Source organism: Actinokineospora pegani (assembly GCF_009745975.1).
In the GTDB taxonomy this organism is placed as follows: Bacteria; Actinomycetota; Actinomycetes; order Mycobacteriales; family Pseudonocardiaceae; genus Actinokineospora; species Actinokineospora pegani.
In genome coordinates, this window is sequence record NZ_WHOL01000086.1 from 208669 (window position 1) to 228216 (window position 19548).

Here is a 19548-nt window from a genome sequence, read left to right on the forward strand (position 1 = left end):
GGTCTGAGATGCCACAGGGCAAACCGCTCGTCGTCCCGCAGGACGGGCTCACCACCCGCCAGCGCCGCAACCGGCCGCTGGTCGTGGTGCACACCGGTGAGATGAAGGGCAAGTCGACCGCCGCGTTCGGCCTGGCGCTGCGCGGGTGGAACCAGGGCTGGTCGATCGGGGTGTTCCAGTTCGTCAAGTCGGCCAAGTGGAAGGTCGGCGAGGAGAACGCGCTGGTCGCCCTGGGCCGGGTGCACGAGCAGACCGGCGAGGGCGGCCCGGTCGAGTGGCACAAGATGGGCGCGGGCTGGTCCTGGTCGCGCAAGCGGGGCGAGGAGGCCGACCACGCCGACGCCGCGCGCGAGGGCTGGGCCGAGATCGCCCGCCGGATCGCCGCCGAGCAGCACGACATGTACGTCCTCGACGAGTTCACCTACCCGCTCAAGTGGGGCTGGGTCGACGTCGACGAGGTCGTGTCCGCGCTGCGCGACCGGCCGGGCCACCAGCACGTGGTGATCACCGGCCGGGACGCCCCGCGGGCGCTGGTCGACGCCGCGGACCTGGTCACCCACATGACGAAGGTCAAGCACCCGATGGACGCGGGCACCAAGGGCCAGCGGGGCATCGAGTGGTGACCGCGTGGTGACGTCTTGGATGACAGCGTGGTAGCCGTGCCCAGGCTGGTCATCGCCGCCCCCGGCTCGGGCAGCGGCAAGACGACGGTGGCCACCGGGCTGATGGCCGCGCTGTCGCGGCGCGGGCACCGGGTCGCGCCGTTCAAGGTCGGCCCGGACTACATCGACCCCGGCTACCACTGCGTGGCCGCGGGCCGCCCCGGCCGCAACCTCGACGCGGTCCTGGTCGGCGAGCACCGCCTCGCCCCGCTGCTGCGCCACGGCTGCGCGGGCGCCGACCTCGCCGTCATCGAGGGCGTCATGGGCCTGTTCGACGGGCGCATCGGCCACCAGGTCGCCGCGGGCGGCTTCGGCTCGACCGCGCACGTGGCGGGCCTGGTGGACGCCCCGGTCGTGCTGGTCGTCGACTGCCGAGGGCAGAGCACCAGCGTGGCCGCCCTGCTGCACGGGTTCCGCTCCTACCGGCCCGGGGTGCGGATCGCGGGCGTCATCCTCAACCAGGTCGGCTCCGACCGCCACGACGAGGTGCTGCGCGAGGCGTGCCTGGACGTGGGCCTGCCCGTCCTGGGCTCGCTGCGCCGCGCCCCCGCCGTCGACGTGCCCTCCCGGCACCTGGGTCTGGTCCCGGCCGCCGAGCGCGGCGCGGCGGCGCTGCGCGCGGTCGAGGCCATGGCGGAGCTGGTGGCGGCGTCGGTGGACCTCGACGCGGTGGTCCGGCTGGCCCGCTCCGCACCCGAGCTGCCCGGCGAGCGCTGGGCCCCGGAGGCGGAGGTGGCCAGGGTCGCGGGCGGCCCGGTCGTCGCCGTGGCGGGCGGTCCGGCGTTCACCTTCGGCTACGCCGAGCACGCGGAGCTGCTGCGCGCGGCCGGGGCGGTCGTCGCCGTCGTCGACCCGCTGCGCGACGAGACCCTGCCCGAGGGCACCGCCGGGCTGGTGCTGCCCGGCGGGTTCCCGGAGGCGCACGCCGAGGCGCTGTCGGCCAACGAGCCGCTGCGGCACGCGGTGGCCGCGTTCGCCGCCTCGGGCGCGCCGGTGCACGCCGAGTGCGGCGGGCTGCTCTACCTGGTGGCCAAGCTGGACGGGCACCCGATGGCCGGGGTGCTGCCCGCCGAGGCGGAGATGACCCCGCGGCTGCGCCTGGGCTACCGCGACGCCGTCGCCGCCTCGACGACGGCGCTGCACGCCGAGGGCGAGCGGGTAGCCGGGCACGAGTTCCACCGCACCCGCACCCTGCCCGAGCACGGCGCCACCCCCGTCTGGGTGTGGCGGGACCACGGCGGGGCGGTGCGGCGCGAGGGCTTCGCCTGGCGCGGTGTGCACGCGTCCTACCTGCACACCCATCCGGCGGGCAACCCCGCCGCCGTGGCGGGGCTGGTCAGCGCAGCCGTCCGAGCGCGTCCTTGAGGAACACCACCGACTCCTGCTCGTCCAGCGACCGCCCCGCCACGTCCCGCCAGACCCGCACCAGCGCCTCGACGTCGACGGCGCGGTCGATGACCCGCGCGTCGACCGCCGACTCCTGGTAGCCGAAGTCCTTGCGCGCCCCGCCGAACCGCAGCACGGTCGCGTCGGTGGGCACGAACGGGAGGTCGGCGTCGAAGTCGAGGATGCGCAGCGACACCCCCTCGGTGGTGGTGGCCACCTCGACCAGGTGCGCGAGCTGCGCCGCCGCCACCCCGCGGGGGTGCGCCCGGGTGAGGCGGGTGATCGCCGCCTCCCCCAGGACCACCGAGTAGCGCAGCGGCCCGGCCAGCAGCCTGGCCCGGCCCCGGCGCTCGGCCACCCGCCGCTCGACCTCGTCGGCGGGGCCCCCGGCGAACAGCGCGCGCATGAACTCCTCGCACTGCAGCAAACCCGGGAACCGCTCGCCGTGCAGCGCGTAGATCTCGACGGCGTGCTGCTCGCCGCGGCGGAACTCGCGGAACGCGGTGGAGATCTCGTCGGCGGCCCGCGGCCTGCGCTGGTAACCCGCGTCCACCCGGGCCGCCCAGTCGATCATGGCGTCCAGCTCCGCGCCCGCGACGCCGAGCACCCCGGCCGCGGTGCGCAGGTCGCGCGCGGTGAGCCGGTTCTGCCCGGTCTCGATCTTCTGGATCTTGCTCTGCGAGCAGCTCATCCGGCCCGCCAGCTCGATCTGGGTCAGCCCCGCGCTCCTGCGCAGGGTGCGCAGGTACGCACCAAGCTCGCCATCGGTCACCGGATCCACGAGCGTGTCTCCCAATTCCACCCGAACTATGGATAGGACGCCGAGGGTAGTAACTCTGCGATCACTTCGCTGCACCCCCTCCCCAACCTCACCCCGGCCCGACTAATCGGCGCCCCGCGCACCGACGAACCCGACCAGCTCGGCGAGCGCGCTCACCGGCAGCGCGAGCGTTCTCGGGGTCGGGGATTTCGAGTCGCGAAACCACACCCGCCCGCCGTCCGGCACGCGCAGTTCCACGCAGTCGAACTGCGCGCCACAACCGCTGGCGCGCACCCACCCGGTTTTCGGTCTTGCGCTCATGACTCCCCTACACAAGCGGTAACGCACGTGATGGAAAGACATCTTCGCAGGCAGATAAACCGCTGACAACTGGCAAAAGGCAGACATCACCGAGCGTTGTCGCGTTTACCTGGGATCTAGCGGCAAAACCGGCAGAAACGAAGACAGGAACGGTCGAGCGGCACTTGAAAAAGAATTGAGACCCGCTTGAGCCGGTGTCGCGAAATGGCCGGGAAGTGCTGCGGAGCACCCAGCGCGGCGCACCCCCCGGGGCGGTGCGATCGTGGTCGGGACCGCCCGACCGCCCGTGGAGGACGCCGTGACCCCGCTCGACCGGCTGCGCGAGCTGCTGGGCCCCTGTGTCCGGACCGACGCGGCGACCCGCGCGCTGCACTCGTCGGACGCCTCGAACTACCGGGTCCCGCCCGCCGCCGTGGTCACCGCGGACTCGGCCGCGCACGCCGCCGAGGTCGTGGGCCGCTGCCACGAGCTGGGCCTGCCGGTCACCCCCCGGGGCGCGGGGACGTCGGTGGCGGGCAACGCGATCGGCCCGGCCGTCCTGCTGGACCTGACCCGGCTGACCGCCATCGCCGAGGTGGACCCCGACACGCGCACGGCGACCGTCCAGGCCGGGGTGGTGCAGGCCGACCTGCAACGCGCCGCCCGCAGGCACGGGCTGCTCTTCGGCCCCGACCCCTCGACCGCCGACCGGTGCACGCTCGGCGGGATGATCGGCAACAACGCCTGCGGCGCGCACGCCGTCGCCTGGGGCAACACCCGCGACAACACGCTGTCGGCGCGCCTGCTGCGCGTCGACGGGACCTACCTCGAGGCGCACGGCGGCGGCACCTCGGACCCCGACCTGGACGCGCGGCTGCGCGCGGTCGTCAACGCCGGGCTGGCCGTGGTGCGGACCCAGTACGGCAGGTTCCCCCGGCAGGCGTCCGGGTACGCGCTCGACGCCCTCTCACCCGAACGGGGCTTCGACGTCATCCGCTCCCTGGTCGGCTCGGAGGGGACGCTCGCCATCGTCCTGGACGCCACGGTCCGCCTGGCGCCCGCGCCCGCGGCCCGCGCGCTGGCCGTGCTGGGCTACCCCGACATGGCCTCGGCGGCCGACGCCACCCCGGCCGTGGTCGCGCTGGGGCCGCTCGCGGTCGAGGGCATGGACCGGCGGCTGGTCGACGTCGTCGCCGCGCGCAGGGGCAGCGCCGCGGTCCCAGCCCTGCCGCGCGGCGCGGGCTGGCTGCTCGTGGAGACCGGCGGCGCCACCCGCGCCGAGGCCGAGCACGCCGCCGCCGCGGTGCTGGCCGCCGCGGGCGCGCTCGACGGCCGGGTGCTCACCGACGCCGCCGAGGTCTCGGCCCTGTGGCGGATCCGCGCTGACGGCGTCGGCCTGGCCGGGCGCACCCCGGCGGGCGCGGACGCGTGGCCCGGCTGGGAGGACGCCGCGGTCCCGCCCGAGCGGCTGGGCCCCTACCTGCGCGACCTGGGGGCGCTGCTCGACCAGCACGGGTACGACGGCCTGCTCTACGGCCACTTCGGCGACGGGTGCGTGCACGGCCGCTTCGACTTCGACCTGCGCGCCCCCGGCGGCGCGGCGCGCACGCTGGCCTTCCTCACCGAGGCCGCCGACCTGGTCGCCGCGCACGGCGGGTCGCTGTCCGGCGAGCACGGCGACGGCCGCGCCCGGGGCGCGCTGCTGGGCCGGATGTACTCGCCGGAGGCGCTGGAGCTGGCCGCGCGGGTCAAGCGCGTGTGGGACCCGGACCACCGGCTCAACCCGGGCGTGCTCGTCGACCCGGCCCCGGTGGAGGCGGACCTGCGGGTGGGCCCGGCGCTGCCGGTCGTGGCCACCACCGGCTTCGCGCTGCCCGCCGACTCCGGCGACCTGACCCGCGCGGCGCACCGCTGCGTCGGCGTGGGCCGCTGCCGCGCGGACCTGACCCCGACCGGTGGCGCCATGTGCCCGTCGTTCCTGGCCACCGGCGAGGAGCAGCACTCCACCCGGGGCCGCGCGCGGATGCTGCAGGAGATGGTGCGCGGCGACCTCGTCCGCGGCGGCTTCGCCGACCCCGCGGTGCACGAGGCCCTCGACCTGTGCCTGTCGTGCAAGGCCTGCGCCACCGACTGCCCGGCGGGCGTGGACATGGCCACCTACAAGGCCGAGGTGCTGCACCAGCGGTACAAGGGCAGGCTGCGCCCGGTCACGCACTACACCCTCGGACAGCTCCCCCGGCTCGCGAAGGTCGCCTCCCGGATTCCCGTGCTGGCGAACGCCTTGCTGTCCCTCGGAGCGGTCAAGCGCCTCGCGGGCATCGATGCCCGCCGGACCGCGCCCCGGTTCGCCCGCGAGCGGTTCCGCCGCCTGTTCGCCAAGCGCCCCAAGGCAAGCGGCGACCGCGTGCTGCTGTGGGTCGACACCTTCACTGAGTCCTTCGACCCGGGCATCGGCCTCGCCGCCGTGCGGGTGCTCGAACGCGCGGGCCACCGCGTCGAGGTCACCGGCAGCCAGGTCTGCTGCGGACTCACCTGGGTCTCCACCGGCCAGCTCGACGGCGCCCGGCGCCAACTCCGCCGCACGCTGGACGCGCTGGAACCCTGGCTGGACAACGGCGTCCCGATCGTCGGCCTCGAACCGTCGTGCACCGCCGCCCTGCGCTCCGACGCGGCCGAGCTGCTCCCCGACGACCCCAGGGCCCGGCGGCTCGCCGAGCTGACCACCACCCTGGCCGAGCTGCTGACCCGCACCCCCGGCTGGCGGCCGCCCGACCTGTCCGGTGTGGAGGTCACCGCGCAGCCGCACTGCCACCACCGCGCGGTCCTGGGCTGGCACACCGACGCCGCGCTCCTGCGCCGGGCGGGCGCGAAGCTCACCCAGCTCGGCGGCTGCTGCGGCCTCGCGGGCAACTTCGGCGTCGAGCGGGGGCACTACGAGGTCTCCACGGCGGTGGCCGAGACAGCGCTGCTGCCCGCCCTGCGGCAGAACCCGCGGACGACCCTCGCCGACGGGTTCTCCTGCCGCACCCAGATCACCGACCTCAGCGACGCCCAGCCGGTCCACCTCGCCGAGCTGCTCGNNCCCGGCCGGGCCGGGGCCGAGGCGCGCTCTACCTGGTTCGGGTGAGCCCCCGCTGCAACAGGGTGGCGAACACGACCGCGATCCCGCCCCACAGCACCGCGGAAGTGCCGAGCGAGGCGATCCTGAACTCCCACAGCACCGCGCCGGGGAAGCCCGCGGGCACCTCCTGGATGGTCGGCAGCAGCTTGGCCACCACCGTCACCAGGAGCAGGTAGCCGACACCGGCGACCAGCGTCGCCGTCCAGCCGCCCACGCGGTCGGCCAGTGCGCGGGCCACCGCGACCGCCGCCACGGCGAGCACGAGGGAGATCCCGAGCACCCCGAAGAACAGCCCGGTGCGCTCGCCGATCGTGTCCCCGCTGCCGACCGCGGGCGGGTTGGCCGGGTAGGTCAGGAACGGCACGAGCACGACGGCCAGGTAGCCGATGCCCAGCACCGCCGCGACCGTGCCGCGCGGGCTCGCCGACCCGATCCGGCCGTAGGCGAAGGCCATGGCGAGTCCGAACAAGCCGCCCAGTCCCACGCCGTAGGCCAGCGTGCCGATGGCGAGGCCGCCGGTGGCCTGGAAGGACCGGGAGACGACCTCCTCCTCGCCGTGCGAGTGACCCGCGTCGTGGCTGTGCCCCTCGGCCCCGGCCTCTTCGATGCCGATCGCGGCGGCCACGGACGGCTCGCCGAACGCGCTGGCGAAGCCGAACGCGAGGACGCCGCCGACCAGGCCCGCGAGCAGGCCCCACACCAGCAGCGACCGGACAGCGGGCGCGGCCGTCGCGGCCGCCCTCTCCTCGGTCAGTGGCACGGGAAACCCAGCAGGTGGCGGGCGTCGTGGACGAGCTCGTGCACGGCGGTGCCCTCGAACACGGCGAACGCGCCCTGCTCGGCGCCGACGAAGTAGAGCACGATCAACGAGATGAGCCCGCCGAACAGCGCCCACGGCAGGATCTGCCGCACGGGGATGCTGACCGGGATCGGGGCGGGGAACGCGACGGCTTGCGTCGTCATCAAGGCCTCCTCGACGGGCTGCACGCGGCCCGAGGGATAGGTGGGGATGATGGTGGGGGTCTGACTGCGGACCGGTTCCCCGGTCCATCACAGTGGCGCGGCCGTGCCGGAGTCACACCGGCTTCCGCCTACCATCACGGTCGATCGGCCAATTTATGGGAGCACGTATGCGGTGTCAACGCGAGCGCCACCACGCCGGGCCGCGCTCGGCCGGTCCAGGGCGGGTCGGTGGGTAACCGCCTCACCCTGGTCTCGCACGGGGCCACGGCGGCGACCCGGGCCGCGGCCTTCCCGGTCGACGAACCGCTCGCCGACCCCGCCCCGCTCCCGCGGGCCGGACTGGGCCGGGTGGCGGTGGCGCTGCGCGGGCCGGAGGTCCGCTGCGCGCAGACGGCCACCGCGTTCGGGCTGGCGGCCCGGGTGGACCCGGCGCTGCGCGACCTGGACTTCGGCGCGTGGCGGGGCAGGCGGCTGGACGCGGTGGCGGCGGTGGACCCGGGGGCGGTGACCCACTGGCTGACCGACCCGGACAGCGCCCCGCACGGCGGCGAGTCGGTGGCCGCTCTGGTGGACCGGGTCGGGGCGTGGCTGGACGACCGGGCCGCCGACCCGGCCCCGGTGGTGGCGGTGACCCACCCGTCGGTGGTGCGGGCGGCGGTCGTCGCGGCGCTGGGCGCGCCCCCGGCGGCGTACTGGCGCGTCGACGTCGTGCCGCTGGCGCGGGTCGTGCTGCGCGGGGGCCCCGGCCGGTGGTCGCTGCGCTGGCTCACCCCCGCCGCGCAGGCGTGAGACCAGGTAACCAAGAAGGGCGTGAAGTCGTTGCCCGGCAACGTTGTTGGGCATTTCGGTGACATTTCACGCGCGAGCTTGCGCGGGCGGGGCAAGTCCGGGACCCTCGTCCCACCGATCACGCCCGACGGCGTCCGCCCCGGGTCGGGACCGCCACGACGGTGGGAGGCCGTGCTGGAGACCGGCGCGACGAACGCGGAGACACCGGGCGATGCCGTCGCGGACGCGGGCGCCCTTGGCGCCGTGGCCCCGGCCGTCCCCGCGCGCCAGGCGCTGTTCCTGGGCCTGCTCGACCGGGCGGCCGCGGCGGAGGTCTCGAACGAGCGCGTGCGCCACCTGCTCGACGCGCTGCTGTCGGTGGCCAGCGACCTGTCCCTGCCCGACGTGCTGCGCCGCATCGTGACCGTGGGCTGCGAGCTGGTGGGCGCCCGATACGGCGCGCTGGGCGTGCTGGGCGCCGACGGGGAGCTGACCGAGTTCCTGCACCACGGCGTCGACGACGAGACCCGCGACCGCATCACGTCCCTGCCGCGCGGCAAGGGCCTGCTCGGCGTCGTCGGCCAGGGCGGGGGCCCGGTGCGGGTGGACGCCGTGTCCGAGCACCCCGACGCGGCGGGCTTCCCACCGGGGCACCCGGTGGTGGAGTCGTTCCTGGGCGTGCCGATCCGGGTGCGCGGCGAGGCCTACGGCAACCTCTACCTGGGCGACAAGGTCACGGGCCGGGCGTTCACCGCCCAGGACGAGGACATCGTGGTGGCGCTGGCCGCCACGGCGGGCATGGCCGTCGCCAACGCCCGGCACTACGAGCTCAGCCAGCGCCGCGAGCAGTGGCTGGTGGCCACCACCGAGGTCACGGCCATGCTGCGCGCGGGCGACGACGAGGGCCTGGCGCTGCTGGCGCGGCGCGCGCGCGGCATCACCGGCGCGGTCGTGGCGATGGTGGCCGTGCCCGACGGCCCGGAGCACCTGGTCATCCGCCGCGCGGACGGGCAGTTGGCCGCGGAGCTGACCGGGTCCAGGATCGCCGTGGTCGACAGCCTCACCGGTGACGTGTTCAGCACCGGCCGGGCCAGGCTGGTCGGCGAGGTGGCCGACGCGGCGCTGACCCGCTCGGCGCGGACGTTCCAGGCGCTGCCCCGCGGGGTAGAGGGGCTGGGCCCGGCCGTGTTCGCGCCGCTGACCGGCGGGCGCACCCCGGTCGGCGTGCTGATCGTGTGCCGGGCGCGGGGCGCCGCCGCGTTCGACGAGTGGGACCTGCGGATGGTTCGCGACATCGGCGCGCACGCGGCGCTGGCGATGGGGTTCGCCGACGCGCAGCGCGACAAGCAGCGGCTGGCCCTGTTCGAGGAGCGCGACCGCATCGCCCGCGACCTGCACGACCTGGTGATCCAGCGGTTGTTCGCGCTCGGGCTCAACCTGCAGGGCCTGCGCCGCGACCCGGCCGCCGAGAACGCGCCGGAGCGGATCGGCGGGTTCATCGCCGAGATCGACCAGACCATCCGCGAGCTGCGGCGCAGCATCTTCTCCCTGCAGCAGCCCGCCAACGGCCCGCACAGCCTGCGCGGCGACGTGCTGCGGGTGATCTCCGAGGCGACGGTGTCGCTGGGCTACGAGCCCACGGTCCGGCTGGAGGGGCCGCTGGACTCGGTGGTGCCCGCGGACATCGCGCTGGACCTGATCGCGACCCTGCGCGAGGCACTGTCGAACGTGGTGCGCCACGCGGGCGCGTCCGGGGTGCAGGTGACCGTGGCGGTGGACCGCCGGGGCAGCAGGCTGGACCTGCTCGTGCAGGACGACGGCCGGGGCCTGCCCGACGGCCTGCCCCGGCGCAGCGGCTTGACGAACATGGCCCAGCGGGCGCGGCGGTGGTCGGGGGACTGCGTGGTCGAGCCCGCCGGGGCCGGGGGGACCCGGGTGGACTGGTCGGTCCCCCTGGGCTGGACGGCGGCGCCGCCGGCGGCGCGGGGGCAGGAGGGGCGCGCATGAGTATCTCGGTGTTCGTGCTGGACGACCACGAGGTGGTGCGGGCGGGCCTGCGCGGCCTGCTCGAGGCCGAACCCGACATCGAGGTGGTGGGCGAGGCCGCGTCGGCGGCGCAGGCGCTCGCCCGCGTCCCGGCGGTCCGCCCCCAGGTGGCCATCCTGGACGTCCGCCTCCCCGACGGCGAGGGCGTCACCGTCTGCCGGGAGATCCGCTCGGCGGTGCAGCCGCCCCCCGCCTGCCTGATGCTGACCTCGTTCTCCGACGACGAGGCCCTCTTCGGCGCCATCATGGCGGGCGCGGCGGGCTACATGCTCAAGCAGGTCACCGGCAACGACCTCGTGTCCGCCGTGCGGACCCTGGCCGCGGGCGGCTCGCTCCTCGACGCCGAGGTCACCGCCACAGTCCTCGAACGCCTGCGCGGCGGGCGGACCGAGGACCCCCGGTACACCTCGCTGAGCCCCCAGGAGCGCAAGATCCTCGACCTGATCGCCGAGGGCATGACCAACCGCCAGATCGCCGGAGCCCTCTACCTGGCCGAGAAGACCGTCAAGAACTACGTCTCCACCCTCCTGCACAAACTCGGCTTCGACCGCCGCACCGAAGCCGCCGTCTACGCGACCCGCCTGCAGAACAGCCGCCGGACCCAGGGCTGAGGGCTCACCGGTCCTGCCCCGCCTTCCGCTCACACCTGCGTTTCAGGACCCAGTACACCCCGACCATGACAGCCGGGCCCGTGAGGCCATAGATCAACGAGCCGATGAGGATGTCGGGGTGCCAGTCGAAGCCGCGCAGCGCCGAGCGGACCAGCAGGCCGATGCCGAAGTACACCGCGTACAGCAGGACAGCCGCCCCGACGAGCTTCGGCCAGCGCGGTTTGGCGCGGACCCACGTCTTGAATCCCACAGTCGTCCCCGTCCCCAGATGACAGTCGCCTCCGTGGGGTGCCCGGTCGTGGGTGAGGTCAACCGCAGTGCACGCACTTGCCCTCGGTCGCCTTGGAGCCTTCCAGGGGGCAGTCCGCGCAGACTCCGCCGACCGGGGAGCGGTAGTAGAGGCAGCAGCTACGGCGTTTGCCGTCGTCGCCCAGCGCTGCCGCGAACTCGGGCAGCAGCCGCAGGCGGGCGACCAGGTCGGGGTGCAGTGGCCGGGCGACCAGAGCCGAAGCGGCGTTGCCCCAGAGGATGCGCTCCTTGACCTTCGTCAACTCGCACAACGCCGCGTGCAGTGGCCGCAGGTGCCCGTCGACGAGGTGGGTGGTGAGCAGCGCCAGCGGGTCGGTGGTGGTCCAGCCCGCTGGGTCAGCGGTGCCGAGTTGGACGAAACCCTTGTCGGTCAAGGAGAAGCGGAGGCGGTCGAGGTCGGGGAGGACGCCGTGGGTGGAAAGGCCGCCCAGGGCGGCGGTCCACAGGCGGGCGGTGAGTCCGAAGTGGATGGCCGAGGCGGCGACCCGCTTCTCGGTGACCTGGAGGCGGTCGGCGACGGTGTCGACGGCGCGGGCCAGCAGGTCGCGGGAGCGGTAGAGCGCAGGCAGCGGCACGCCGTCCGCGTCGGGGTCGAAGGTGTAGCGGTCCTGGGCGGCGAGGGCGGCGGCGACCAGGGTCCGGTCGGCCGGGTGGGCGGGGGCGAGGTCGAAGGTGTCGCGGATGCGGTCGGCCAGGGTGCGCGGGCTGCCGGTGCGCAGCACGCCGTCGCGGCCGAGCAGCCAGACCGTGTCTCCCGCGCGCAGCTCCCCCGGCGGGGTGCTGCTGGCCACGACCACGGCGATGTCGCGCTCGACGGCGAGGCTGCGCAACCGCTCCACCGGCGCGTCCTGTCCGTCGACGAGCAGCAGGCCCGCGCCCGCGGTCATCCCGTCCGCGCCCAGCGCGACCCGGCGGGAGCGCTCCCCCGGCCCCAGCCGCTCGAGGTAGGCCCCGTCCACGCACACCGACCCGGCCAGCGCGGGCTGCGCGTCGGCCAGCGTGCGCAGCAGGGTCGACTTGCCCACCCCCGCGGGCCCCAGCAGGACCGTCAGCCCACCGCGCCGGGCGTGCGCGGTGACCCCGCTGAGCACCACCCGGTCGGCGTAACCCACGGTCAGGTCGATCAGGTGCACGCACATGTTCCCGACATCCCCTGGCGAATTGGCCGCTATTTCTCGTTCGATTCTGACCACGCCGCCGAGCCCTTCCGAATGCGATGTGGTCCGGATCACTTCCATATTTGTCAATGTGTCCGGTCCGACGAAACAGCCCGCTTCCGATGTGCACGCCGGGAGCAAAGCCCGAAGTTGGAAAAGTTCCCCGCTACACCCTGATGGCGCAGCGACTGACCGGCTCGTTCAACCACTTGCCCTCCCCCGCTGAGCCCAACGCCGTACGGCCTGGACCACACGGACGATCCGCGCGGACCGGCGGGGCGGATCCCAGAATTTAACCGCGTGCTGACAAAGGGAAGCATTTCCCATAGCAGTTCACGCGTGAAAACCACCCGGATGACACCCGTTCGGTGACACCCGGGCGGACTCACCCGATCAGGCGAGGTGTTTCACGCTGAGCCGGTGTTCCGCCAGAGGTAACGTCGGCCTCGTTCCGCGCTATACCGGTGGCAGGGACCGTCGGCCGGAAGGGGGGTGCGGGTGGTGAACACCCTGGTGCCAGTGCCCGCGCAGTGCTCGCCCGGCCTCGTCCCCGAGGTGTGCCTGGTGGCGGGCGACCCGACCTCGGCACTGCGCCTGGCCCCGGTGGCCGCCGCGATGCGCGAGCACGCGGCCGTGCGGCCGGTGGTGGTGGCCTGCGGCCCGCGGGCGCCCGTCGCGCTGCTGTGCGACCTGGGCGTGCCCGCCGACCTCGTGCTGGACGCGCCGGGGGGCGTGCCCGCCCTGCTGGCGGGCTTCGACGGCCTGTTCGCCGAGACCGCCCCGCACGCGGTGCTGGTGCAGGGCGACTCGGCCACGGCGTTCAGCGCGGCGATGGCCGCCTTCTACCGCAAGGTGCCGGTCGTCCACCTCGACGCGGGCGTGCGGTCGTTCGACCTGACCGCCCCCTTCCCGCAGGAGGGCCACCGGCGGCTGATAGCCCAGGTGTCCTCCCTGCACCTGGCCGCCACCCCGGACGCGACGGCCAACCTGGCCGAGGAGTCGCACACCGGCCCCAAGGTGCTCACCGTCGGCAGCACGGCCGTCGACGCCGGGCTGCGCGCGTTCGACCGGGCGGGCGGGCAGCCCGACCCCGAGGTCGCCGCCGTCACCGGGGCCGTTGCCGCCGGGGAGACCCGGATGGCGCTGCTGGTCCTGCACGAGCCGCACCCGGCGGACGAGCTGGAGGCGGTGCTGCTCGGCGTCGGCGACCTGGTGCTGGGCACCCCCGACCTGGAGGTCGTGCTGCCCGCCGCGCCGGGCGGGCGGCTGCGCGCGCTGGCCGAGGACCTGCTCGGCCGCCTCGTGCGGGTCACCATCACCGACCCGCTGCCCGCCCACGACGCCGTGGACCTGATGGCCCGGGCCTGCGCCGTGCTCACCGACTCGCCCACCGTGGCCGAGCAGGCGCCCAGCTTCGGCGTCCCCGCGCTGGTCGTCGGCGGGCCGGGCGGGACGTGGGCCGAGCCGGACCGCCCCGGCCACCCCTGGACCGCGGGCGCGGACCGGTCGGTGCTGGTCAGGGTGGCCGAGAAGCTGGTTTCCGACGACCGGGACGCCGCGACCCGCGCCACCGGGGCCGCACCGCAATACCCTTTCGACAACCCCTTCGGGGACGGCCGCGCGGCCCAGCGGTGCGAGCAGGCCGTGCAGTGGCTGCTCGGCCTGCGCTCGCGGCCGGGTGAGTTCACCCCCTCCCCTCCCCCTTGACTGGATTCCCGATGCCGACACATGCTGGTTCGTCCCCCACCGCAGAACCGCCAGTCCCCGATCCGACCAGCAGGCCCGCGCTGCCCCTGCCCGCGGCCGTCCAGGTCGCCCAGTCCCCCGACGGAGGCCGGATGAGCGCGGACACCCGCCCGGCGACCGCCGACGCCCCGACCGCGAACCCGCCGAAGCGCTGGATGGCGTCGATGGCGCTGGCCGCGCTCGCGGTCAACGTCGGCTTCTTCGGGCCCATCCAGATCCTGCTCGCCCGGCAGGCCGAGATCGTCTCCGCCGGGTCCAAGGAGTCGGTGCTGGCGCTGGTCGCGGGTGTCGGCGCGCTGTGCTCGATGCTGGCCAACCCGCTGTGGGGCGCCCTGTCCGACCGCACCACCGGCCGCTGGGGCATGCGCCTGCCGTGGGTGCTCGGCGGCGCGCTGACGGGCGCGGGCGGTCTGCTGCTGCTGGCCACCGCCGACTCGCTGGCCGGGATGGTGCTGGGCTGGTCGGTCGTGCAGATCGCGCTCAACGCCGAGTTCGCGGCACTGGCCGCGGCCATCCCCGACCAGGTGCCGGTGGCGGGCCGGGGTGCGGCGGGCGGCTGGTTCGGCCTGGCCCAGACCGTCGGCGTGCTGATCGGCACCGGCCTGGCCGTCGGGGGCGGCGACGCCACCGGCGGGTCGGTGTTCGGCGGGTACGCCGCCTGCGCGGTGTTCGTCGTGCTGGCCACGATCCCGTTCGTGGTGCTGCGCCGGGACGTGCGGCTGCCGAGCGAGCGGCGCGCGCCGTGGGACGCCAAGGAGTTCGCCAGGGGCTTCTGGCCGCGCGGGTTCGGCTCCGACTTCGGCTGGGCGTGGCTGACCCGGTTCCTGATGAACCTGGGCAACGCCATCGCCCTGCTGTACCTGCTCTACTACCTCAAGGACGGCATCCAGGTCGCCGACCCCGAGGGCGGGGTGCTGGTGCTGACCGCCATCTACGCGACCACCCTGCTGTCCACCGTGGTGGTCGCGGGCGTGTGGTCGGACCGGCTGGGCAGGCGGCGGGTGTTCGTCCTGGGCTCCGGCGTGGTGATGGCGGTGTCCTCGGTGCTCATGGTGGCCTGGCCGACCTGGGCGGGGGCGGTGGTGGCCGCGGCGGTGCTGGGACTGGGCTTCGGCACCTACACCTCGGTCGACTTCGCCCTGGTCACCCAGGTGCTGCCCGCCGCGACCGACCGGGGCAAGGACCTGGGCGTGATCAACATCGCGAACACGCTGCCGCAGGTGCTCTCCCCCGTGGTCGCCGCGCCCATCGTGGCCAACCTGGGCGGCTACACCGCCCTCTACCTGGTGTCGGCCGCGATCGGGTTGCTGGGCGCGGTCCTGGTCTACAGGATCAAGGGGGTCCGCTGACCGCCTGATGCCGGGAGCCCCGCCATGACCGACCCCTTCCCCACCTTCCCCGCCGACTTCCTGTGGGGTGCCGCCTCGGCGTCCTACCAGGTGGAGGGCGCGGTCGACGAGGACGGGCGCGGCAGGTCGGTCTGGGACACCTTCAGCGCCGAGCCCGGCCGGGTCGTCGACGGTGACACCGGCGCGGTGGCGGCCGACCACTACCACCGCTACGCCGAGGACGTCGCCCTGCTGCGCGACCTGGGTGTCGGCGCATACCGGTTCTCCATCGCCTGGCCGCGCGTGCAACCCGACGGCTCCGGCCCGGTGAACGAGGCGGGCCTGGGCTTCTACGACCGGCTGGTCGACGAGCTGTGCGCGGCGGGCATCGCCCCGGCGGCCACGCTGTTCCACTGGGACACCCCGCAGGCCATCGAGGACGCGGGCGGCTGGCTCTCGCGCGACACCGCTGAGCGCTTCGCCGACTACGCCTCGATCGTCGGCGAGCGGCTCGGCGACCGGGTCAGGATGTGGATGCCGCTCAACGAGCCCGTCGTCGTCACCATGTTCGGCTACGCCCTGGGCAACCACGCGCCGGGCAGGGCGCTGGGCTTCGAGGCGCTGCCCGCCGCCCACCACCAGCTCCTCGGCCACGGCCTGGCGGTGCGGGCGCTGCGCGCGGCCGGGTGCTCGTCGATCGGCATCGCCAGCAACCACGCCCCCGTCTGGGCCGCGTCCGGCTCCGAGGAGGACACCCAGGCCGCGTCGGCCTACAGCACCCTGGTCAACTGGCTGTTCGCCGACCCGGTCCTGCGCGGCGAGTACCCCGCCCCCGAGCTGGCGGCGATGGTGCCCGGGCCGGTGGTCGAAGACCTCAAGACCATCTCGGAGCCGCTGGACTGGTTCGGGATCAACTACTACCGCCCCACGCTGATCGGTGCGCTCACCGACGGCGGCGAGGGGCACGTCGAGGGGGCGATGCTCCCGCCCGGGCTGCCCTTCGAGCCCCGCGAGATCACCGGCTACCCCCGCACCGACTTCGACTGGCCCGTTGTCCCCGACGGTCTGCGCGAGACAGTCGCGTTGTTCACCGAACGGTACGGCGATGCCCTTCCCCCGCTCTACATCACCGAGTCCGGGTGCTCGTACCACGATCCGGACCCTGTGGACGGTCGGGTCCCCGACCCCGACCGCATCGCCTACCACGACGCGCACCTGCGGGCTCTGCACCAGGCCATGGCCGACGGGGCTGATGTTCGAGGTTATTTCGCTTGGTCGGCGACCGACAATTTCGAGTGGGCTGCGGGGTACCGGGAGCGGTTCGGCTTGGTCCACGTCGATTACGCCACGCAACGGCGTACGCCGAAGGACTCCTACCACTGGTACAAGTCGATCATCGGCTAGGCCGTGGTCACCGGTCACGGGGGTCGCCCCACGCCCCCGGGGAGCTTTGTCAAGACTCCTGACGGTGATGTAGTAAACGGCACTACCGTGCCCGTGTCAATCCTCGAAGGCGCCCGAGGAATCCCCCAGCACGTGGAGAGGATTTGCGATGACGGCACCCCCGATCATTCGCGCGCAGGGCTTGACCAGGCGCTTCAAGGTGAAGAAGGGCCAGGTCGACGCGGTGCGCGGGCTGGACGTCGAGGTGGCGGCGGGCGAGGTCGTGGCGTTCCTCGGCCCGAACGGCGCCGGGAAGACCACGAGCATGCGGATGCTGAGCACCCTGCTGCCGCCGTCCTCCGGCACCGCGGAGGTGGCCGGGCACGACGTCGTCGCCGCGCCGCAGGAGGTCCGCCTGCGCATCGGCTACCTCGGCCAGGGCACCAGCGGCGGCCACAACCACCTGGTCCGCGACGAGCTCTACACCCAGGGCCGGTTCCACGGCATGAGCCGCGGGGAGGCCAAGCGCCGGGCCGGGGAGGTCGCCGAGGCGTTCGACCTGACCGGGCTGGCCAAGCGCCGGGTCGGCACGCTCTCCGGTGGCCAGCGGCGCCGGGTGGACGTCGCGATGGCGCTGGTCCACCGGCCGGGGCTGCTGTTCCTGGACGAGCCGTCGGCCGGGCTCGACCCGCAGGGCCGGGCCGCGCTCTGGGAGCTCCTCCGGGGACTCCGCGCGGACCTGGGCACGACCATCTTCTTCTGCACGCACCACCTGGAGGAAGCCGACAGGTTCGCCGACCGGGTGCTGGTCATCGACGGCGGCCGGGTGATCGCCGACGACACCCCGGCCCGGCTCAAGGCCGACCAGGCGGGCGATCGCGTCCTGCTCACCACCCGCGACACCACCACCGCCGTCACCGCGGCGGCCATCGCCCGACAGCTCCCGGGCGTGCGGAACGCGACTGTGGAGGGGAAGCGGGTCACCGTGCACGCCTCCCAGGGCGACACCGCCCTGCCGGACCTCATCCGCGCGCTGGACGCGGCCGGTGCCGCACCCCGCTCCGCCGACCTGCGCCGCCCCTCCCTCGACGACGTGTTCCTGGGCCTCACCGGCAAGAGCATGCGCGAGGACGCGGCGTGAACCTCGTGCGCGACAGCGGGACCGCCTTCGCCCGCGAGTTCGTCCCGGAGGTGCGGGCGCCGGTCGTCCTGCTCTTCAACGCCATGACCCCCCTGCTGTTCATCGGCCTGTTCGGCCCGTTGCTCGTGTCCTCGGGGATGGGCACGGCCTCCTCGTGGCAGTGGTTCCTACCCGGCATCCTCGTGCTCCTGGCGCTGTCGGGGACGGCGGGTTCCGGCGCCACCCTGGTGGGAGAAGCGAAGTCGGGGGCGTTCGAGCGGATGCTCGTGACCCCGATGAACCGCCAGGCCATCCTGATCGGCCGGACGCTGAAGGAGGTCGTGACGCTTGTCGCGCAAGGTGTCCTGCTCATCGCGCTGCTCCTGCCGACCGACTTCACCGTGCACCCGGTCGGCGCCCTGGCGGGCTTGCTCCTGCTGGCGTTCTTCGGGTTGGGCGTCGGCGTGCTGTCGTTCACCCTCGCGCTGGTGTCCAAGCGCAACGAGAACGTGTTCTACGGCGTGCAGCAGACGTTGTTCTTCCCGCTGCTGCTGCTCTCCGGTGTCCTGCTGCCCATGGACCAGGCGCCCGGCTGGCTCTACACCGTCAGCCGGTTCAACCCGGTCAGCTACGTCGTGGAGGCCGAGCGCTCGCTGTTCGCGGGCCGGGTCCTCGAGTGGACGACCCTGTGGGGCGTGCTGGTCTGCGCGGGCCTGGCGGCCATCGGGCTGACCGTCGGGACCCGCACCATCCGGAACACGACAGCGTGAAAGGGGTGCCCCCCGTGTGGACCGCGGACATCTGGATCGACCCGTCCTGCCCCTACACGTGGACCACGTCCGACTGGCTGACCGAGGTCGCCCAGGTCCGCCCGGGCGCCGTGCGCTGGCACGCGATGAGCCTGTCCATCCTCAACGAGGACCGGGACGACGACCCGGAGGGCGACCCCGACGGCTACCTGTGGATACCCGCCCGCATCTGCGCCGCCGTCGCCGAGCACCACGGCCACGAGGCGCTGGGGCGCTTCCACGCCGCCCTGTGGGCCCGGGCCGAGTCCACTGACGACTGGATCGGCGACCTCGAGGCGGCCCTCACCCGGGCGGGCCTCCCCCGCGCCCTCGCCGCCGTGGGCCACACCGACGACTACGACGACGTCCTGCGCGCGTCCCACACCGAGGGCGTGGGCCTCCTCGGCGGCCAGACGGGCACCCCCGTCGTCGCGATCACCGGCCCGGGCGCCCCGCGCCGCGCCGTCTTCGGCCCCGTCCTGTCCCGCGTCCCCCGCGGCGAGGAAGCGGGCAGGCTGTGGGACGGCCTGGTCCTGGTGACCGGGGTGCCCGGCTTCCACTCGGTCACGGGGCCGCCGCTGGCGGGCTGACTACTCGTCGAGCCAGGACTCGTCGTCGGTGCCGTGGGCGAGCAGGCGCCGGAGCAGCCCGCGCAGGACCTCGACCTCCGCCGCGGACAACCCGCCCACCACCTCGTCGTCCACCCCGTCCAGCACCTCGCCTGCCCGCCGGACCAGGTACCCGGCGGTCTCGGTGGGCTCCAACCGCCGCGACCGCCCCGACGCCCCCGGCCGCCGTTCCAGGTGTCCCGCGGCCACCAGCTCCTCGACCAACTGGTGCACCGACTGCCGCGACACCCCCAACTGCCGCGCCAGCTCCGACGCCGTCAGCTCGGGCTCGGCCCGCACCTGGATCAGCAACCCCAACTGCCGGAGGGTGATCTCGTACGGCCGCAACCGCGCATCGGCCTGCCGCGTGGCCAGGGTCGCCGCACTGGCCAGCAGGTAGGCGGTCGGCACCGTCATCCCGAGCCACCCCCGCCCAGCCGATCGATCCACACCATGCTGCCCCCGAGCTCCAGTCGACGCGACACCGCACCC

The 19548-nt window shown here is 74.3% G+C and carries 19 protein-coding genes; 12 read left to right on the plus strand and 7 right to left on the minus strand.

Annotated features, from left to right (window positions below; all coding sequences use genetic code 11):
• The first annotated feature begins 8 nt into the window (after positions 1-8).
• Both cobO and GCL84_RS14955 read left to right on the plus strand, forming a co-directional pair.
• The gene (gene cobO / locus GCL84_RS14950) at positions 9-623 is read left to right on the plus strand and encodes a cob(I)yrinic acid a,c-diamide adenosyltransferase (RefSeq protein ID WP_156756060.1); all 615 of its coding nucleotides are present in this window, start codon (positions 9-11) and stop codon (positions 621-623) included.
• 36 nt (positions 624-659) lie between these two features.
• Entirely contained in the window at positions 660-2027 is a 1368-nt protein-coding gene (locus GCL84_RS14955; RefSeq protein ID WP_156756061.1) for a cobyrinate a,c-diamide synthase, read from the plus strand.
• Here GCL84_RS14955 and GCL84_RS14960 read toward each other — a convergent pair.
• Positions 1999-2820 (minus strand): helix-turn-helix domain-containing protein, encoded by an 822-nt coding sequence (locus tag GCL84_RS14960; protein WP_197523253.1) that lies wholly within the window; start codon positions 2818-2820, stop codon positions 1999-2001. The two genes, GCL84_RS14955 and GCL84_RS14960, sit on opposite strands and share 29 nt — an antisense overlap.
• A gap of 111 nt (positions 2821-2931) precedes the next feature.
• A complete protein-coding gene (locus GCL84_RS14965; RefSeq protein WP_156756063.1) occupies positions 2932-3129 on the minus strand; it encodes a DUF397 domain-containing protein in 198 nt (65 codons plus the stop codon).
• Positions 3130-3541: 412 nt separating this feature from the next.
• Between GCL84_RS14965 and GCL84_RS14970 the strand changes: the two genes are divergently transcribed.
• Positions 3542-6235 (plus strand): FAD-binding and (Fe-S)-binding domain-containing protein, encoded by a 2694-nt coding sequence (locus GCL84_RS14970; protein ID WP_456236901.1) that lies wholly within the window; start codon positions 3542-3544, stop codon positions 6233-6235.
• On the opposite strand, the gene GCL84_RS14975 is transcribed toward GCL84_RS14970, so the two are convergent.
• Both GCL84_RS14975 and GCL84_RS14980 read right to left on the minus strand, forming a co-directional pair.
• Positions 6219-6989 (minus strand): CbtA family protein, encoded by a 771-nt coding sequence (locus GCL84_RS14975; RefSeq protein ID WP_156756064.1) that lies wholly within the window; start codon positions 6987-6989, stop codon positions 6219-6221. The genes GCL84_RS14970 and GCL84_RS14975 overlap by 17 nt on opposite strands.
• Complete coding sequence (locus GCL84_RS14980; protein WP_156756065.1) at positions 6980-7192, minus strand: CbtB domain-containing protein; 213 nt, start codon at positions 7190-7192, stop codon at positions 6980-6982. Before GCL84_RS14980 ends, GCL84_RS14975 begins: the two co-directional genes overlap by 10 nt.
• A 228-nt stretch (positions 7193-7420) precedes the next feature.
• On the opposite strand from GCL84_RS14980, the gene GCL84_RS14985 reads away from it, so the two are divergent.
• The 3 genes from GCL84_RS14985 (at position 7421) to GCL84_RS14995 (ending at position 10617) form a co-directional block, all read left to right on the plus strand.
• Entirely contained in the window at positions 7421-7981 is a 561-nt protein-coding gene (locus GCL84_RS14985) for a histidine phosphatase family protein (RefSeq protein ID WP_156756066.1), read from the plus strand.
• Between the two features lie 171 nt (positions 7982-8152).
• Positions 8153-9967: a sensor histidine kinase gene (locus GCL84_RS14990; protein ID WP_235926265.1), complete on the plus strand. Its 1815-nt coding sequence runs from the start codon at positions 8153-8155 to the stop codon at positions 9965-9967.
• The gene (locus GCL84_RS14995) at positions 9964-10617 is read left to right on the plus strand and encodes a response regulator (RefSeq protein WP_156756067.1); all 654 of its coding nucleotides are present in this window, start codon (positions 9964-9966) and stop codon (positions 10615-10617) included. The genes GCL84_RS14990 and GCL84_RS14995 overlap by 4 nt, the downstream gene beginning before the upstream one ends.
• Before the next feature lie 4 nt (positions 10618-10621).
• On the opposite strand, the gene GCL84_RS15000 is transcribed toward GCL84_RS14995, so the two are convergent.
• On the minus strand, positions 10622-10867 hold the full coding sequence (locus GCL84_RS15000; protein WP_156756068.1) for a hypothetical protein: 246 nt from the start codon (positions 10865-10867) through the stop codon (positions 10622-10624).
• 58 nt (positions 10868-10925) lie between these two features.
• Positions 10926-12065, minus strand: coding sequence for a (2Fe-2S)-binding protein (locus GCL84_RS15005; RefSeq protein WP_156756069.1), 1140 nt, complete (start codon positions 12063-12065; stop codon positions 10926-10928).
• A 519-nt stretch (positions 12066-12584) separates the two neighbouring features.
• On the opposite strand from GCL84_RS15005, the gene GCL84_RS15010 reads away from it, so the two are divergent.
• The 6 genes from GCL84_RS15010 to GCL84_RS15035 all read left to right on the plus strand — a co-directional run bounded on the left by GCL84_RS15010 (position 12585) and on the right by GCL84_RS15035 (position 19038).
• Positions 12585-13790, plus strand: coding sequence for a UDP-N-acetylglucosamine 2-epimerase (locus GCL84_RS15010; RefSeq protein WP_156756070.1), 1206 nt, complete (start codon positions 12585-12587; stop codon positions 13788-13790).
• Between the two features lie 131 nt (positions 13791-13921).
• A complete protein-coding gene (locus tag GCL84_RS15015) occupies positions 13922-15178 on the plus strand; it encodes an MFS transporter (RefSeq protein WP_156756071.1) in 1257 nt (418 codons plus the stop codon).
• A gap of 24 nt (positions 15179-15202) precedes the next feature.
• Positions 15203-16561: a GH1 family beta-glucosidase gene (locus GCL84_RS15020; RefSeq protein ID WP_156756072.1), complete on the plus strand. Its 1359-nt coding sequence runs from the start codon at positions 15203-15205 to the stop codon at positions 16559-16561.
• A gap of 148 nt (positions 16562-16709) precedes the next feature.
• Positions 16710-17681, plus strand: a complete 972-nt coding sequence (locus tag GCL84_RS15025) for an ABC transporter ATP-binding protein (RefSeq protein ID WP_328618777.1) — start codon at positions 16710-16712, stop codon at positions 17679-17681.
• Complete coding sequence (locus GCL84_RS15030) at positions 17678-18430, plus strand: ABC transporter permease (protein WP_156756073.1); 753 nt, start codon at positions 17678-17680, stop codon at positions 18428-18430. Before GCL84_RS15025 ends, GCL84_RS15030 begins: the two co-directional genes overlap by 4 nt.
• Positions 18431-18435: 5 nt before the next feature.
• The gene (locus GCL84_RS15035) at positions 18436-19038 is read left to right on the plus strand and encodes a mycothiol-dependent nitroreductase Rv2466c family protein (RefSeq protein WP_156756074.1); all 603 of its coding nucleotides are present in this window, start codon (positions 18436-18438) and stop codon (positions 19036-19038) included.
• On the opposite strand, the gene GCL84_RS15040 is transcribed toward GCL84_RS15035, so the two are convergent.
• A complete protein-coding gene (locus GCL84_RS15040) occupies positions 19039-19473 on the minus strand; it encodes a MarR family winged helix-turn-helix transcriptional regulator (protein ID WP_156756075.1) in 435 nt (144 codons plus the stop codon).
• Positions 19474-19548 lie beyond the last annotated feature (75 nt).

Excerpts from the sequence above, each read along its gene's own strand:
- GCL84_RS15025 (WP_328618777.1), top strand. The coding sequence starts at position 16,710 with ATGACGGCACCCCCGATCATTCGCGCGCAGGGCTTGACCAGGCGCTTC.
- GCL84_RS14965 (WP_156756063.1), bottom strand. The coding sequence starts at position 3,129 with ATGAGCGCAAGACCGAAAACCGGGTGGGTGCGCGCCAGCGGTTGTGGC.
- GCL84_RS15005 (WP_156756069.1), bottom strand. The coding sequence starts at position 12,065 with ATGTGCGTGCACCTGATCGACCTGACCGTGGGTTACGCCGACCGGGTG.
- GCL84_RS14980 (WP_156756065.1), bottom strand. The coding sequence starts at position 7,192 with ATGACGACGCAAGCCGTCGCGTTCCCCGCCCCGATCCCGGTCAGCATC.
- GCL84_RS15015 (WP_156756071.1), top strand. The coding sequence starts at position 13,922 with ATGAGCGCGGACACCCGCCCGGCGACCGCCGACGCCCCGACCGCGAAC.
- cobO (WP_156756060.1), top strand. The coding sequence starts at position 9 with ATGCCACAGGGCAAACCGCTCGTCGTCCCGCAGGACGGGCTCACCACC.
- GCL84_RS15040 (WP_156756075.1), bottom strand. The coding sequence starts at position 19,473 with ATGACGGTGCCGACCGCCTACCTGCTGGCCAGTGCGGCGACCCTGGCC.
- GCL84_RS14995 (WP_156756067.1), top strand. The coding sequence starts at position 9,964 with ATGAGTATCTCGGTGTTCGTGCTGGACGACCACGAGGTGGTGCGGGCG.
- GCL84_RS15020 (WP_156756072.1), top strand. The coding sequence starts at position 15,203 with ATGACCGACCCCTTCCCCACCTTCCCCGCCGACTTCCTGTGGGGTGCC.